Raw genomic sequence first — 1,200 nt, forward strand, 5'->3', positions numbered from 1 at the left:
GGACCGTGGCCGACAGATCAACTGAGAGACACCTTGGTCAGTCACACACCGGGTCAGGCCACGAGCCCATGCGGAGCACCATCAGTCTCACAGTCACACACCCTCAACGCCACAACCCGCCAACAGACACGCCCAACCACGATCAACCTGACCAAGCCCTACTAGTGCCGCATCAGACAACGGTTGCCTCGTTGTGACGCGCCGTCCGGGTACAGGCCCGGGCGGCGCGCGTGGGCCATGCTGTGCTGGTGGCTGAACGGGTGCGGGTGCGGGTGCGGGAGATCGACGACGATGAGGGGCAGAGGTTACTGCGGATCATCCGCCGGGGCACCGGGTCCGTGGTGACCTGGCGGCGCGCGCAGATGGTGCTGCTGTCCGCGCAGGGCATGCCCGTCGACAAGATCGCTACAGTGACGTTCACCAGCCCAGACCACGTCCGCGACGTCCTGCACAACTTCAATGCCGACGGCTTCGACTCGCTCTACCCGAAGTACAAGGGTGGGCGCCCCAGGACTTTCGCGCTGCCCGAGCGGCGCGAGATCAAGAAGATCGCCAAGTCCAGGCCGGCCGAGCACGGCCTGCCCTTCTCGACCTGGAGCCTGGTCAAGCTGGCCGACTTCCTGGTCGCCGAGGGGGTGGTCGACGACATCAGCCACGAGGGCGTTCGGGTCCTGCTCCGCGAGGAGGGCGTCTCCTTTCAACGCGTGAAGACGTGGAAGTCCTCGAACGACCCCGACTACGCGGCCAAGAAGGCTCGGGTCGAGCACCTCTACGCGATCGCCGACGCCGAGGTCATCCCAGAGGAAGGCGAGCCCGAAGTCATCTTCTGCATGGACGAGTTCGGCCCGCTCAACCTCCAGCCCCACCCCGGACGCCAGTGGGCAGAGCGCGGTGGCAAGCACAAGGACCCCGACCGCGAGCCACGGCCCCGCCGCCGTGCGACCTACACCCGCCCGGCGTCCGGCATCTGTTCGCCGCCTACGACCTGGGCAAGGACCAGCTCTACGGGCACATCAAGAAGACCAAGAACCGCTCCAAGTTCCTGGAGTTCTGTCGCTACCTGCGCGCCCTGCACCCCGTCGGGAAGCGCATCGCGATCGTGTGCGACTGTGAGACTGATGGTGCTCCGCATGGGCTCGTGGCCTGACCCGGTGTGTGACTGACCAAGGTGTCTCTCAGTTGATCTGTCGGCCACGGTCC

General features: G+C 66.0%; 1 pseudogene. It reads left to right on the forward strand.

What is annotated here, in order from left to right:
- Positions 1–248: 248 nt before the first annotated feature.
- Positions 249–1,132 (forward strand): annotated as a pseudogene (locus tag AB0442_RS42555) (IS630 family transposase); the annotation flags it as partial.
- Positions 1,133–1,200 lie beyond the last annotated feature (68 nt).

The organism is Kitasatospora sp. NPDC085895, assembly GCF_040702125.1.
GTDB classification, from domain to species: Bacteria; Actinomycetota; Actinomycetes; order Streptomycetales; family Streptomycetaceae; genus Kitasatospora; species Kitasatospora arboriphila.